The organism is Amycolatopsis sp. NPDC003865 (assembly GCF_053605345.1).
The window spans coordinates 436004-449000 of record NZ_JBSGJA010000002.1 but is presented as its reverse complement, the minus strand read 5'-3'; the positions used below and the strand labels follow the sequence as shown (position 1 = coordinate 449000).

At 69.9% G+C, this 12997-nt stretch carries 14 protein-coding genes; 8 read left to right on the top strand and 6 right to left on the bottom strand.

All coding sequences use genetic code 11. The features are described 5' to 3' along the window. Positions 1-21: 21 nt before the first annotated feature. The 3 genes from ACWEVP_RS07010 to ACWEVP_RS07000 form a co-directional block, all read right to left on the bottom strand. Positions 22-1713 (bottom strand): bifunctional metallophosphatase/5'-nucleotidase, encoded by a 1692-nt coding sequence (locus ACWEVP_RS07010; protein WP_452061685.1) that lies wholly within the window; start codon positions 1711-1713, stop codon positions 22-24. 113 nt (positions 1714-1826) lie between these two features. Next, complete coding sequence (locus tag ACWEVP_RS07005; RefSeq protein WP_452061684.1) at positions 1827-2606, bottom strand: alpha/beta fold hydrolase; 780 nt, start codon at positions 2604-2606, stop codon at positions 1827-1829. Between the two features lie 16 nt (positions 2607-2622). Continuing rightward, positions 2623-3702, bottom strand: a complete 1080-nt coding sequence (locus ACWEVP_RS07000; RefSeq protein WP_452061683.1) for a Gfo/Idh/MocA family protein — start codon at positions 3700-3702, stop codon at positions 2623-2625. Positions 3703-4073: 371 nt separating this feature from the next. Between ACWEVP_RS07000 and ACWEVP_RS06995 the strand changes: the two genes are divergently transcribed. Further along, the gene (locus tag ACWEVP_RS06995; protein WP_452061682.1) at positions 4074-4700 is read left to right on the top strand and encodes a VanZ family protein; all 627 of its coding nucleotides are present in this window, start codon (positions 4074-4076) and stop codon (positions 4698-4700) included. On the opposite strand, the gene ACWEVP_RS06990 is transcribed toward ACWEVP_RS06995, so the two are convergent. After that, positions 4641-4817, bottom strand: coding sequence for a hypothetical protein (locus tag ACWEVP_RS06990; RefSeq protein WP_452061681.1), 177 nt, complete (start codon positions 4815-4817; stop codon positions 4641-4643). The genes ACWEVP_RS06995 and ACWEVP_RS06990 overlap by 60 nt on opposite strands. Before the next feature lie 66 nt (positions 4818-4883). Then, a complete protein-coding gene (locus ACWEVP_RS06985; RefSeq protein ID WP_452061680.1) occupies positions 4884-5498 on the bottom strand; it encodes a class I SAM-dependent methyltransferase in 615 nt (204 codons plus the stop codon). A gap of 27 nt (positions 5499-5525) precedes the next feature. Between ACWEVP_RS06985 and mug the strand changes: the two genes are divergently transcribed. The 5 genes from mug to ACWEVP_RS06960 all read left to right on the top strand — a co-directional run bounded on the left by mug (position 5526) and on the right by ACWEVP_RS06960 (position 9973). Beyond that, a complete protein-coding gene (gene mug / locus ACWEVP_RS06980) occupies positions 5526-6086 on the top strand; it encodes a G/U mismatch-specific DNA glycosylase (protein ID WP_452061679.1) in 561 nt (186 codons plus the stop codon). A 267-nt stretch (positions 6087-6353) separates the two neighbouring features. Continuing rightward, positions 6354-7139, top strand: coding sequence for a response regulator transcription factor (locus ACWEVP_RS06975; protein WP_452061678.1), 786 nt, complete (start codon positions 6354-6356; stop codon positions 7137-7139). A gap of 139 nt (positions 7140-7278) precedes the next feature. Next, positions 7279-9114 carry an acyl-CoA dehydrogenase gene (locus tag ACWEVP_RS06970; protein ID WP_452061677.1) on the top strand — a complete coding sequence of 612 codons (1836 nt, stop codon included), beginning with the start codon at positions 7279-7281 and terminating at the stop codon, positions 9112-9114. Positions 9115-9249: 135 nt separating this feature from the next. After that, positions 9250-9525, top strand: a complete 276-nt coding sequence (locus ACWEVP_RS06965; protein ID WP_452061676.1) for a GlsB/YeaQ/YmgE family stress response membrane protein — start codon at positions 9250-9252, stop codon at positions 9523-9525. Between the two features lie 154 nt (positions 9526-9679). Further along, a complete protein-coding gene (locus ACWEVP_RS06960; RefSeq protein ID WP_452061675.1) occupies positions 9680-9973 on the top strand; it encodes a GlsB/YeaQ/YmgE family stress response membrane protein in 294 nt (97 codons plus the stop codon). Here the strand turns inward: ACWEVP_RS06960 and ACWEVP_RS06955 are convergent. After that, positions 9963-11342, bottom strand: a complete 1380-nt coding sequence (locus ACWEVP_RS06955; protein WP_452061674.1) for an MFS transporter — start codon at positions 11340-11342, stop codon at positions 9963-9965. The genes ACWEVP_RS06960 and ACWEVP_RS06955 overlap by 11 nt on opposite strands. A gap of 110 nt (positions 11343-11452) precedes the next feature. Here ACWEVP_RS06955 and ACWEVP_RS06950 point away from each other — a divergent pair, with 110 nt between their 5' ends. Then, positions 11453-12292, top strand: a complete 840-nt coding sequence (locus ACWEVP_RS06950; protein WP_452061673.1) for a helix-turn-helix transcriptional regulator — start codon at positions 11453-11455, stop codon at positions 12290-12292. Further along, positions 12289-12996 carry a leucine-rich repeat domain-containing protein gene (locus tag ACWEVP_RS06945; RefSeq protein ID WP_452061672.1) on the top strand — a complete coding sequence of 236 codons (708 nt, stop codon included), beginning with the start codon at positions 12289-12291 and terminating at the stop codon, positions 12994-12996. Before ACWEVP_RS06950 ends, ACWEVP_RS06945 begins: the two co-directional genes overlap by 4 nt. Position 12997 lies beyond the last annotated feature (1 nt).

The window sequence follows — 12997 nt, the reverse complement described above, 5'->3', positions numbered from 1 at the left end:
GGTGTCTTGCAAAAACGGGAACTACGGCAGCCGGGTGATCCGGTCCGCCGCGGGCGGGGCCAGGTTCGGGTGCGCACCCAGGTACGCGACCAGCGCGTCCAGGTCCACCGGTCCGCCGGCCAGGTTCGTGCCCTTGGTGAACTCGGTGAAGCCGTCCCCGCCGGCGGCGAGGAAGTTGTTCACCGACACGCGGAACGTCGCCGCCGGGTCGACCGGCGTGCCGTTCACCGTGATGTCCGAGACCCGCGAGCCGATCGGCGCGCCCGCCGAGTACGAGTAGTGCAGCGAACTCGAGATCTGCAGGATCTTCGTGCCGCTCGCGGTCCACTGCTGTTCCAGCACGTTCTTCAGGTTCGCGCCGGTCAGCGTGATCGTCTGCATGATGTTCGAGAACGGCTGGACGGTGAACGCCTCGCCGTAGGTCACCACGCCGTCGCCCTCGTTGCTCGCGGACGACTTGTACGTCAGGTCGGCGCGGATGCCGCCCGGGTTGGTGATCGCGACGACCGCGTTGTTCGACTGCGTGCCCGCGAGCTGCGCGTCGGCGATGACGTCGCCGAGCGGCGACTCGCCGGCCGCGTTGCCCGCCGCCGGCAGGTCCGCGGTGATGGTGCCGACCTGCTTGTTCGCGATCGGGCCGGACTTCGCCTTGGCGTCGGCGACCAGCGCCGCGACGGCCGGGTCCGGCGTGACGGTCCGCGTGACGATCTCGTTGAACGCCTTGGTCTGCGACCGGACGACGTCCCGCGTCTTCAGGCTGATCTTCAGGTCCACCACCGAAAGCAGGCGGCCGAACGACGAGCCCTGGATGACCGGCCGCGGCTGGCCGGCCGGGTCGTTGATCACGCAGTTGTACTGCTGGTGGCTGTGGCCGGTGAAGAACGCGTCGACCTTCGGGGTCACCGCGGCCGCGATCGCGGCGGCAGGACCGGGCCGCAGCTTGCAGTCGTTCGGGCCCTCGACCTCGGTGCCGTCACCCTGGTGCATCAGCACGACCTGGGCCTTGACGCCGAAGTAGTCGAGCAGGTTCGCCGTGCGGTTGATCGCCTCGACCTCGTCGCCGAACTTCAGGCCCTTGATCGCCTCCGGGGTGACGACGGAGGGCAGGTCCTTCAGCGTGGCGCCGATGACGCCGACCGGCACGCCGCCCTCGAACTTGACGGTGAACGGCAACAGCGCGGGCAGGCCGTTGGTGAAGTACACATTGGACCCGAGGAACGGGAACTTCGCACCGTCGAAGGTCGGCTGGAACTGGCAGCCGTCCGTGGGGTGGCAGCCGCCGAACTGCATGCGCTGCAGTTCCTTGTAGCCCTCGTCGAACTCGTGGTTGCCGACGACGGACGCGTTGACACCCAGCATGTTCAGGAAGTCGATGGTCGGCTCGTCGTGGAACAGCGCCGAGGTCAGCGGTGACGCACCGATGTTGTCACCGGCGGACACGACGAACGAGTTGCGCACCTGCGAGCGCAGCTGCTTCACGTGCGTGGCCAGGTAAGCGGCACCGCCGGCGTCCACTGTGGTCCCGTCCGACTGCACGACGCGCCCGCTGGAGCCGGACGGCGGCTCGAGGTTGCCGTGCAGGTCGTTGAACCCGATGATCCGGACGTCGGTGGTGGGGTCCGGGCGCTGGCCCGCGGACGCGGGCGCGGTGGTCACCGCGGTCGTCGCCAGCGCGGCCGCGGCGAGCACCACGAGCCGGGTTGAAAGCCTCATGCGTGTTTCCTCCGATTCGCGCCCAAGGTCCCCAACGGGCGCACGGCGGAGGATTCTGCCTCGCGAAGCAGTCAGCTACCAGGGTCAAAAGACGGACGTAAAGCGAATGTCACCTAACGGCTTCCTTGGAGCAGCACGTGCGCGACGAGCGCCGGGTCGTCGTTCATCGGCACGTGCCCGCACCCCGGCAGCAGGCGGAACGTCCCGTCCGGAGCGATCTTCCGCAGGTCGGCGCCGCGCGGCCGGGCGAGGATCCGGTCGCGTTCGGCCCACGCGATGGTGACCGGGACGCCGGTGACCGGGCCGGTGAAGCGGAAGTCCCCGCGCGACTGGGCGGCGGTGGGTTCGAAGCCGGGCGCGGTCGCGAGCGCGCGGGCGTCTTCGACGACGTCGTCCGGGGTCAGCAGCGCCGGCTTCCCGACGATCATCCCGGTCAGCGCCTTGCGCCCGGCGGCGGTCGCGGCGATGCGGCGCACGACGTGTGGTGGCGTGCGCCGGGCCAGCGCACGGTGGGCCTTGAGCGTCGCGATCGCGTACATCTTCTGAGTGCGGTTCCAGAGCCCGGCCGGCGACAGCGCCGTGACGCTGCGGACGAGACCGGCCTGGCCGAGCGCGAGCGAAAGCAGGCCGCCGAGCGAGTTGCCCGCGACGTGCGGCCGGTCGAGGCCCAGGTCGGTGAACAGCTCCTTGAACATCACCAGCGCCGGCTCGATGCCGTACCCGCCGGCCGGTTCGGGTGACTCGCCGAAGCCCGGCAGGTCCACGGCGATGACGTCGCGATGCGGCGTGAGCAGCGGGAACACCGGCGCCCAGGCCTGGCGGCGGTGCCCGATGCCGTGGATGAGCACCAGCGGCTCGCCCCGGCCCGCGCGGTCGTAGACGACGTCGTCCATTACCCGAGAGTAACAGTTACTCCCCGTCCGGAGAAACCCGCTTTCCGGCGTCGGCCGACCGCTGGACCGCGTCGAGCACGCGGTGCACGCGCAGAGCGTGCGCGAAGTCCGGCAGGTCACCTTTGAGGTGCCGCGCGTAGGCGTGCGCGACGTTGTACGACGGCTCGGCACTGCGCCCGGCCAGCTGCGGGAGCTCGTACCTGGCCGGCACGGTGAGCTTCTCGAGCGTGCCGGTCCGGCTGCCCCGCAGCGTCAGCTTCGCGATCCAGAACAGCGGGTCCGCGGCCGTGACGACCAGCGTGCCTTCGGTGCCGTTGATCTCCCAGTGGAAGTCCGTGGCGGGCGACGACCCGCCGCGCAGGTGCAGCGACGCGACCGCGCCGCCGGTGAGCACGCCGGTCACGGCGATCTGGTCCGGTGCGGTCATCGGGACGGACTCGCCGGTGACCTCGTCGCGCACCCGCGGCCGGACGGTCGCCATCGTCGCCGACAGCTCGGCGAACCGGCCGAGCACCATGTCGAAGGCGTCGACGGTGTGCGCGAACGGGATCGTCAGCATGGTCGCCCCGCCTTCGGGGTGCAGCTGGTAGTCCCGGCCGGCCCGGACGCTCGGCCCCCAGTTGCCGCCCGAGCCGATCAACGACGTCGAGAGCACGCGGCCGACGTAGCCGTCCTTGATGAGGTCGCGCAGGTAGCGCAACGCGGGTGCGGACCGCCCCTGCAGGCCGACCGCGGTCTGCTTGTCCCGCGCGGCCTCGACCAGCGCCTCGGTTTCGGCGAGGCTCGCGCCGAGCGGCCACTCGCTGAGCACCTGCTTGCCCGCGGCCAGCGCGGGCTCGATCAGCGCCCGGTGCTCGGACACCTTCACCGCGACGACGACCAGGTCGACCTCCGGGTGCCGCGCCAGCTCACCGGCGTCGCCGAAGGTCAGCGGCACGCCGTACTTCTCTCCGGCCACCCGCGCCGACTCGGCGCTGCTCCCGCTGAGCGCGCGGAGCTCGTAGCCGTCCACCGCGGCCAGCGCGGGCACGTGCGCGGTGGCGGCCCAGCCGCCGTTCGCGCTGAGCCCGACGATGCCGACCCGGACCGGTGCCATGAGCGTTCCTTTCGTTGCCCCTGCACAAGACTTCGACGTGCCGAGCGTCGTGGTCATTCCCCGGTCCGCGCAAGCAGCATCCGGTTATGTGTCGGCATGACATCGATCACCGGTAACGACCGCCCGGCCAGGGACGATGAGCCGGACACTACGGCGTGTGGGGGACAAGTGGGCATCGAAGTCGTACTCGTGGTGCTGGCCGTCGTCGCACTCCTGATCGGCGGCACCGTGTTCAGCGCGTGGCGCTCCGAGCGATCCGAGGAACGCGAAGACGACTGACCGATCGGCCCGGGCGCCCTCGGCCGAGTGGCCGATGGGGTCCGGCTCTTCGACCGAAGTAGCCGCGCGGCAAGATCCATAACGTCGGTGGCATGACGAACGCACAGGTCACCGCCCTGCAGTACGGGTTCATCGGCTTCCTGGCGCTGTGGACGGTGGTCCTGGTGCCGCAGCTGATCACGCAACTCGCGCGCTACGGCGGCCTGCGCGTCCGCGGCATCGCGACGACCGCCTCGGTGCTGTTCTACGGGTGCATGACCCTCGCGGTCGTCTTCCTGCCGCTGCCCGGCCCGGGCACGCGCCGGCTGAGCCAGACCGTGCAGCTGCACCCGTTCCAGTGGATCGCCGACATCCACACGGAGATGCTCAAGCACGGGTCGCAGTGGTTCATGACGCAGACGTTCCAGCAGGCGTGCCTTAACGTGCTGCTGTTCGTCCCGCTGGGGGTGTTCGCCAGGGTGCTGTGGCGCCGCGGGCTCGTCGGGACGCTCCTGATCGGCTTCACGGCATCACTGCTGATCGAAATCACGCAACTCACGGCCAACTTCGGGACGGCGCCCTACGTCTACCGCATCTTCGACGTGGACGACCTCATGAACAACGCGTTCGGCGCCGGGGTCGGCTGGGTGTTCGGAGCGCTGCTGCTGACGGTCCTGCGTTCACCGGTCGGCGCGCAGCCGGCTCGGCGCGAGCGGGTCCACCTCGCCGAGACGCGCTAGCCGGGCCTTCCGCTGCAGGGCGGCCCGCTTGGCGGCCCGGCGGTCCTCGAGCACGACGACGAGGGCGGCAACCGCGATGACCAGCGCGACGAGACCGAGGACGAGCGGAAGCTGCACGAGATCCTCCTCGGTACGGCGCTGTGCGGGAGATCACACAGGTTACGCAGGTACGTGGTGAATTCGCTACCCCCCGCGACCGGGGAGGGCGGTGAACCAGGTCCGGTCCGCGGTGAGCCACCGCTCGAAGACCAGATCAGCCGACGTCAGGACGGTGTCGAGCGCCAGACGGCGACAGGTGAACTCTTGGTTCCACGACGCGAACCGGCCGGCCGAGCGGGCTCCGATGGCCGGCGGCGACCATTTGCACGGCCCTCCGGCCAACCGGACAGCCCCCGCCCGTCCCTGGGGGGCGTCCCCGCTTCCAGCGTATCGGCGGCCCCCGACGAAATCACCGAACAAGCGAGATGGCAGCCGAGTTGTCCACAGCCGCGGCAATCTGTGGACAAACCGCCGACCGGAGGAAGCGCAAGGCCCCGGCAAAGTCCGCCCGAGGTCCAGCTCGCCGATCCGCGCGCACACCGTCGGAGCCCGGACGTGCGCGAGCATCGCCGGCGAGTCGTCCACCGCGACCACCGGGTGCCCGAGCGCAAGCAACGGATGGGTCACCCGCCCGGCCCCGCACCCCAGCTCCAGGATCGACGCCCCCGCCGGCACCGCCGCGTGCACGATCTCCGGCTCCCCCGAAGCCGGCAACAGCAGGTAGACCTCGACCGAAGACCCGTCCGCGGTGACCGCCACCGGACCAGCGTGCCCGAAACTGGGGAAGTGACCACCCGACCCACCAAGGACCAGCTGGCCGCCGCGTACGGCACGACCATCCCGGACGTCATCGCGCCTGGTCTCGACGTCCTCTTCTGCGGCATCAACCCCGGCCTCTACTCCGGCGCCCTGAAACAGCACTTCGCCCGGCCCGGCAACCGCTTCTGGCCCGCGCTGCACCACGGCGGCTTCACCCCACGCCTGTTCGAACCCAGCGAACAGGAAGAACTCCTCGCGCTGGGCCTCGGCATCACCAACGTCGTCGCCAGGACCACCGCCCGCGCCGACGAGCTCACCGATGACGAATACCGCGAAGGCGGCAAGATCCTCCAAGCCAAGGTCGAGAAGTACCGGCCGCGGTGGCTCGCCGTCGTCGGGATCACCGCGTACCGGACCGCGTTCGGCTTCCCGAAGGCGCGCGTCGGGGCGCAGGAGCACCGGATCGGGGACACCCACGTGTGGGTGCTGCCCAACCCGAGCGGGCTCAACGCGCACTGGACGCCGGCGGGGCTCGCCGCCGAGTTCGCCGAGCTGCGGGCCGCATCCCGGATCCGTCGAAATCGTTGAACACGGGGCGAGCCACCCTCAGTAGCGCCAACCGCCCCATCGGGTCCGCTCCAGCCCGGCCGAACCGCCTCTTCAAGATCTTCTTCTACCGAAAGTTTGCTGTGACCGGCGGATTGGGCCATGAGGGGGAATTGGCGTCATGAGCTGCGCAATCGCGACTCGTACCTAACAGGAGGAGTCACTTTTGGCCGGTCCCGCAGGGGGGATCGGATGGCGCCGGAGACGTCCGGCGCCCCAAGAGCGACGGCGCAGAGACGGAGGCCCGCGATGCACGGCATCGAGCCCACCCGCAGGCCCATCGGGCCGGCCGGACCCGGCGGGCGCAGTCTCGGCGTGGCGGTCGTCGACCCGGTCCCGATCTTCCGCGACGGCCTCGCCGCGCTCGTCCACCGCAGCCAGGGGCTGCACTGGGCGGGCCAGGCGGCCAGCCACCACGCCGCGCTGCAGCTGTGCGAGCAGGTCAAGCCGGACGTCGTCGTGCTCGATTCGGCGCTGGACCCGAACTGCCACCTGACGAAGCTGCTCAACGCCGGCGACCCGGCGCTGATCCTGGTCACGCTCATCCGCGACACGAACCGCACGCAGCAGTACCTCGCGGCCGCGATCGCCGCGGGCACGCACGCGATCGTGCCGCGGTCGATCGATTCGCGACGGCTCGCCGAAGCGATCCGGCGGGCCCACACCGAGCGCCGGTACATCGACCCGGCGCTGGCCGCGCTGACGGCCCGGCCGAAGCGGACGACCGTGCCCAAGGGCGACCTCGCTCACGACAGCCCTCCCGCGCCGCGCGGCGCGATGCCGCTGTCCCGGCGCGAGTACCAGGTGCTCCAGCTGGTCGCCGAGGGTCTCGAGAACTCGGCGATCGCGAAGCTGCTGTTCCTGTCGGTCGAGACGGTCCGGACCCACGTCAAGAGCATCCTGCGCAAGCTGTCCGCGAGGGACCGCACGCACGCTGTCACCATCGCGTTCCGCGGCGGGATCCTCGTCGCCCGCGCCGAGGACGGCCACCTGCCGGTGACTGCCGACACAACGGCACTCCCCGGCCAGCGCTGACCCCTGAAACCGCCCGGATTTCCGTACCCGGAAGTGCGGATCTGCTTGCTCCAGTTACCCGCAGGTAATATCCTGAAGTTACCGGCGAGTAAGGCGAACATGTGCCCGGCCGGGGAGCCGAACACATTGGAGTGACGACATGGGCCACTACAAGAGCAACGTCCGAGACCTGGAGTTCAACCTCTTCGAGGTCCTGGGCGTGCAGGAGCGCCTGGGCAAGGGTGTGCTCGCCGAGTCCGACGAGGAGACCGCCCGCGGTGTGCTGTCCGAGCTGAACAAGCTCGCGACCGGCCCGCTCGCCGAGTCCTTCGCCGACGCCGACCGCAACCCGCCCGTGTACGACCCGAAGACTTTCAGCGTCAAGATCCCCGAGTCCTTCAAGAAGAGCTACCAGCAGCTCATCGAGGGTGAGTGGTGGCGTCTGGGCCTCACCAACGACCTCGGCGGCTTCGGCCTGCCCCCCACGGTCCAGTGGGCCGCGTCCGAGCTCATCCTCGGCGCGAACGCCCCGCTGTTCATGTACATGGCGGGCCCGAACTTCGCGATGATCGTGAACAAGAACGGCACCGAAGAGCAGAAGCACTGGGCCCAGATCATGATCGACCGGCAGTGGGGCGCCACCATGGTGCTGACCGAGCCGGACGCCGGCTCCGACGTCGGCGCGGGCCGCACCAAGGCCACCAAGCAGGAGGACGGCTCCTGGCACATCGACGGCGTGAAGCGGTTCATCACCTCGGCCGAGCACGACATGAGCGAAAACATCATGCACCTCGTGCTGGCCCGCCCCGAGGGCCCCGGCATCGAGACCAAGCCGGGCACCAAGGGCCTGTCGCTGTTCCTCGTCCCGAAGTTCCACTTCGACACCAAGACCGGTGAGCTGGGCGAGCGCAACGGCGCCTACGTCACGAACGTCGAGCACAAGATGGGCATCAAGGCCTCGACGACGTGCGAGCTGACCTTCGGCCAGCACGGCACGCCGGCCAAGGGCTGGCTGCTCGGCGAGGTGCACGACGGCATCGCGCAGATGTTCCAGGTCATCGAGTACGCCCGGATGATGGTCGGCACGAAGGCCATCGCGACGCTGTCGACCGGCTACCTCAACGCGCTCGAGTACGCCAAGGAGCGCGTCCAGGGCGCCGACCTGCCGAACATGCTGAACAAGACCGCGCCGCGCGTCACCATCACGCACCACCCGGACGTCCGCCGCTCGCTGATGCTCCAGAAGGCCTACGCCGAGGGCCTCCGTGCGGTCTACCTGTACACCGCGTCCTTCCAGGACCAGCTGTGGACCGGCGAGGGCGACCAGAAGATCGCGCACGGCGTCAACGACCTGCTGCTGCCGATCGTCAAGGGTGTCGGCTCCGAGCGCGCCACCGAGCAGCTCGTGCAGTCGCTGCAGACCCTGGGCGGGTCCGGCTTCCTGCAGGACTACCCGATCGAGCAGTACATCCGCGACGCCAAGATCGACTCGCTGTACGAGGGCACCACGGCGATCCAGTCGCTGGACTTCTTCTTCCGCAAGATCGTCCGCGACAAGGGCGCGTCCCTGGCCTTCGTCGCCGGCGAGATCACCAAGTTCATCGAGTCCGAGGCGGGCAACGGCCGGCTCAAGAACGAGCGCGCGCTGCTCAAGCAGGCCCTCGAGGACACCCAGGGCATGCTGGGCTCGCTGATCGGCTACCTCACCGCGTCGCAGGAGGACCCGCAGAGCATCAACAAGGTCGGCCAGCACACGGTCCGCCTGCTGATGTCGGTCGGCGACCTGCTCATCGGCTGGCAGCTGCTCAAGCACGCCGAGGTCGCCATCGGCAAGCTCGACGCGGGCGCGTCCGCCAAGGACGTCCCGTTCTACGAGGGCAAGATCGCCGTGGCGTCGTTCTTCGCGAAGCAGGTGCTGCCGGAGCTGACCTCCCGCCGCGCCATCGTGGACGCCGCCGACAACGCGCTGATGGAGCTCGACGAAGCCGCGTTCTGACAGGTCACGAAAAGGGCCCTTCTCGCGCGAGAAGGGCCCTTTTCGTGTTTCGGCGGTGCCAGGCGCGGGCATTCCGCTCACCGAGTCCGACGGACCCGAGTGGCCGGGTTCGCGGATCCTTGAGAGGAGAAAGTGATGACTGTCGCCGGCATCGTCAGCGCACTCATCGTCGGGCTGATCATCGGCGTTCTGGGCCGGCTGGTCGCACCCGGCAAGCAGAGCATCCCGATCTGGCTGACCATCGTGATCGGTATCATCGCCGCCTTCATCGGCACGGCCATCGCGCGTGGTCTCGGGTACGCCGACACGGACGGCATCGACTGGCTGGAAATCCTGACCCAGGTCGTCCTCGCCGCCATCGGTGTGAGCATCGCCGCCGGTGCGTACGGACGCCGCGGCGTAACCAGGTAACCGGTACTTCGGAAGACCCGGCCCGGTCCGGTCCGCTCGTCGGGGGCGGACCGGGCCGGGTCTTCTCGTGCGTCACCTCATCGGGGGTCAGCGCGCGCGAGGCGGCGGGATCGGTGCCACCGTGGCGCTTATTGCGCTATCCGAGGAGGCAGCCGTGCTCGGCGGACTTTGGGGCATCATCTCGACGATCATCGTGGGCCTGATCCTGGGCGTGCTGGGCCGGCTGTTCGCGCCGGGCGACCAGAAGATCCCGATCTGGCTGACGATCGTCGTCGGCATCGTCGCCGCGTTCATCGGCAACTGGCTGGCCGGGGTGTTCGGCGTCCGCGACACCAACGGCATCGACTGGATCCGGCACATCTTCCAGGTCGTGGCCGCCGTGGTCGGCGTCATCGCGGCCTCGGCGATCTACGCCAGGGTCAAGGGCGGCAGCCGCACTACCGCCTGAGCGAGAGGCCTGCGCCGACGAGCAGCAGCGCGGCGGCGCAGGTCATCGCCGTGGTCAGGGCGGTCGCGGACGACGTCACGGCCAAGGTCAGGAACAGGCTGCCGAACGTGGCCACGCCGACCACCTGCCCCAGCTGCAGCGTGGTGGTCAGCAGGCCGCTGACGTCCGCCGCGCGCTCGAGCGGGACGTGTGTCAGCGCGTTCACCATCAAGGAGCCGAACGCGGGTCCCATCGACAACCCGAACAGCAGCAGGGCCACGAAGAACAGGGTCCCGCCGTCGCGGCCCAGCCCGAGCAGTGCGTAGGCGACCGCGGATCCGACGTACCCGCACGGCGTCAGCCAGGCGTGGACGCGCTGGGGCAGCCGGTTCCAGAAGAACCCGCACAGGCCGAACACGACGCCACCCGGCGCCATCGCCAGCCCGGCGGCCATCGCCGTCTTGCCGAGGCCCGACTGCAGGTGCAGCGACACGCAGAAGAGGAACCCGCCGTAGGAGGCGACTCCCGCCGCGAGCGTCGCCAGCCCCGGGGTGACCCCGCGGAGCTTGAGGGCGGCGAGGTCGACGAGCGGGTCGGCCACCCGGCGTTCGACGACCACGAACAGCACGGCCAGCAGCGCGCCCACGGCGATCGAACCGAACGTCCACGCGGGCCAGCCGGTTTCGTGCCCGAGCACCAGCGGCAGCACGACGAGCACCACCGACGGCACGGCGATCGCGAGCCCGGCGAGGTCGAGCCGGCGGCCCGCCTTCGCCACGCCACCGGGCACCAGCCTGGCGGCGAGGACGGCCACGAGCACGCCGATCGGGACGTTCACCAGGAAGACCGGCCGCCAGCCCGTCCCGAACAGGTCGGCGCCGACGAGCACGCCGCCGAGCACCTGCCCGGCCACGAACGCGACCGAGATGACCGCGGTGTACGCACTGAGCGCCTTCGCCCGCGCGGCGCCGGTGAACTGCGCCTGGATGAGGCTGATGACCTGCGGCATCATCAGCGCGGCCCCGGCGCCCTGGGCGATCCGGGCGACGATGAGGACCTTGTCATCCGGCGCCAGGCCGCAGAGCGCGGAGCAGACCGTGAAGGCGATCGTGCCGGTGACGAACAGCCGGCGCCGTCCGTACAGCTCGCCGAGGCGGGCGCCGGTGATGAGCAGCATCGCGTAGCCCACGGTGTAGCCGGAAACGACGAGCTGCAGCGCGGCGCCGGACGCGTGCAGGTCGGTGCGGATGTCGGTCATGGCGACGTTCACGACGGTGACGTCGAGCAGCGCCATGAACTGGCCGAGCAGCAGGACGGCCAGCATGAACCACGGCCGCCGGTCCGGCCGGGCTTCCCGGTCCGTGGCCGGGGCAGGGGTGGTCAGAGTCATGCGTCTGACCTTGGGTCTTTTCGTTCGCCCGCGGAGAGAGCCTGGGGATGCTGGTGCTGGGAGTACCACCATCACCGAAAAATGTCGTACCCCTCCGGCACCATGTCCGCATGACCCAGACGCAGGTCCACACCAGCCGCCGAGAGGAACTCGGCCAGTTCCTCAAGGCGTGCCGGGCGCGGATCGGCCCGGAGGAGGTCGGCCTGGCGCCCGGCCCCCGCCGCCGGCTCAGCGGGTTGCGCCGCGAGGAGGTGGCGCTGCTCGCCGGCGTCGGCGTCACTTGGTACACGTGGCTGGAGCAGGGGCGGCCGATCAACGCGAGCTCGCAGGTGCTCGACGCCGTGGCGCGCACGCTGCGGATGGAACCCCCGGAGCGGGAGCACCTGTACCGGCTGGCGGAGCTGACGCCGTCGCGGCTGCCGTCGACGGTGGAAACGGTGCCGGACACGGTGCGCGAGGTGCTGCGCGCCCTCGACCCGCTGCCGGCCACGCTGGTCAACGGCCGGTTCGACATCCTCGAGTCGAACGCCGCCCAGGAGGAGCTGTTCTGGGAGTGGCACAGCCTGCCGTGCCTGCACAAGAACCTGCTGTGGTGCTGCGTGACCGAGCCGAACGCGCGGCGGTTCTTCGTGAACTACGACGAGGAGGTCCCGTACATGGTCGCGCGGATGCGCGCCGAATACGGCAGGCACGTCGGCGATCCGTCCTGGGAGGAGGACATCCGCCGGTTGTCGGCGCTGAGCCCCGAGTTCGCCGAGCTGTGGGCCCGGCACGAGGTCGCCGAACCGCAGGCCCGGCTGCGGCAGCTGAACCACCCGCAGGCCGGCCGGATGAACCTCCGGCTGACCGAGCTGGCGGTGTCCGAGGCGCCGGGGCTGCGGATCCAGGTGTCCACTCCGGACGACCCGCGCAGCTGGGCGCTGCTGCCCCGGACCAGGCGGCCGGCATGACGTCGGTGGAGCTGAGCGGCCAGGGGCTGACTTCGGTGCCTTCGCTGCCACCCGGGGTGACCCGGCTCGATCTCTACAAGAACGCGCTTTCTTCCGTGCCCGCCTCGCTGTGGAACCTGACGGGTCTGGAGGTGCTCAACCTGGCGGCGAACCGGCTTTCGTCGCTGCCACCGGGCATTTCGGCGCTGAAGTCCCTGCACACGCTGGATCTGGGGCACAACGAGTTCGACGCGCTGCCGGACGAGCTGGGCGACCTGGCCGGGCTCACCGAGTACCTGTACGTCAGCGACAACCGGCTGACGTCGTTCCCGGCGGCGTGGTGCCGGTTGGGCCGGTTGCGGTACCTGGGCTGCACGGACAACCGGTTGGGGTCGCTTCCCTCGGATCTCTCGGGCTTCACTGCGTTGCGCGAACTCCGGTTGTACCGCAACTCGCTGACCTCGCTGCCGGAGTCGATCGGTGCGCTCGGCGCGTTGCGGGAGCTGCACCTGCGGGGCAACCGGCTGACGTCGCTGCCGGCGTCGATCGGCTCGCTGAGTGAGCTGCGCCAGCTCGACCTGCGGGAGAACCTCCTGGAGACCTTACCGGCGTCGATCGCTCAGCTGTCCAAATTGGACAAGCTGGATCTGCGGTGGAACAAGCACTTACGGGAGCCGGCGTGGCTGCGCGACTTCGAGGAGGCGGGTTGCATGGTCCTTCGCTGAC

Coding starts and splice junctions, on each gene's coding strand:
- ACWEVP_RS07010 (WP_452061685.1), bottom strand. CDS start 1,713: ATGAGGCTTTCAACCCGGCTCGTGGTGCTCGCCGCGGCCGCGCTGGCG.
- ACWEVP_RS07005 (WP_452061684.1), bottom strand. CDS start 2,606: ATGGACGACGTCGTCTACGACCGCGCGGGCCGGGGCGAGCCGCTGGTG.
- ACWEVP_RS07000 (WP_452061683.1), bottom strand. CDS start 3,702: ATGGCACCGGTCCGGGTCGGCATCGTCGGGCTCAGCGCGAACGGCGGC.
- ACWEVP_RS06995 (WP_452061682.1), top strand. CDS start 4,074: ATGACGAACGCACAGGTCACCGCCCTGCAGTACGGGTTCATCGGCTTC.
- ACWEVP_RS06975 (WP_452061678.1), top strand. CDS start 6,354: ATGCACGGCATCGAGCCCACCCGCAGGCCCATCGGGCCGGCCGGACCC.
- ACWEVP_RS06970 (WP_452061677.1), top strand. CDS start 7,279: ATGGGCCACTACAAGAGCAACGTCCGAGACCTGGAGTTCAACCTCTTC.
- ACWEVP_RS06965 (WP_452061676.1), top strand. CDS start 9,250: ATGACTGTCGCCGGCATCGTCAGCGCACTCATCGTCGGGCTGATCATC.
- ACWEVP_RS06955 (WP_452061674.1), bottom strand. CDS start 11,342: ATGACTCTGACCACCCCTGCCCCGGCCACGGACCGGGAAGCCCGGCCG.
- ACWEVP_RS06950 (WP_452061673.1), top strand. CDS start 11,453: ATGACCCAGACGCAGGTCCACACCAGCCGCCGAGAGGAACTCGGCCAG.
- ACWEVP_RS06945 (WP_452061672.1), top strand. CDS start 12,289: ATGACGTCGGTGGAGCTGAGCGGCCAGGGGCTGACTTCGGTGCCTTCG.